Raw genomic sequence first — 274 nt, 5'->3', positions numbered from 1 at the left:
CCCGTGCGCATCGAGCCATGCGGCCGCGCGTCCATGCAGCGCGCCGCGCGCCGCGGCCGGGCCCGCCGCCAGCCGGTCGCGCAGCGTATCGCGCACGAGCGGATGCAGCCGGCACCAGTCGGAGTCATCCGATGCGATGAACAGCGGCGTATCGCGCGCGAGCCGCGCGAGCCGGTGGGGCGCATCCGCATCGTCGAGCAGCGCGGCGCACAGCGACGGATGCAGGCGGTCGGCGATGCTTGTGCGCGTCAGGAACGCGGTGTCGTCGGCGGAC

At 75.2% G+C, this 274-nt stretch carries 1 pseudogene; it reads right to left on the bottom strand.

Annotated elements, in window-relative coordinates:
• A pseudogene (locus SB816_RS31500) lies at window positions 1-274 on the bottom strand (LuxR family transcriptional regulator); the annotation flags it as partial.

Source organism: Achromobacter sp. SIMBA_011 (genome assembly GCF_046535435.1).
Lineage (GTDB): Bacteria > Pseudomonadota > Gammaproteobacteria > Burkholderiales > Burkholderiaceae_B > Achromobacter > Achromobacter dolens.
This window is presented reverse-complemented; position numbering and strand designations above follow the sequence as displayed.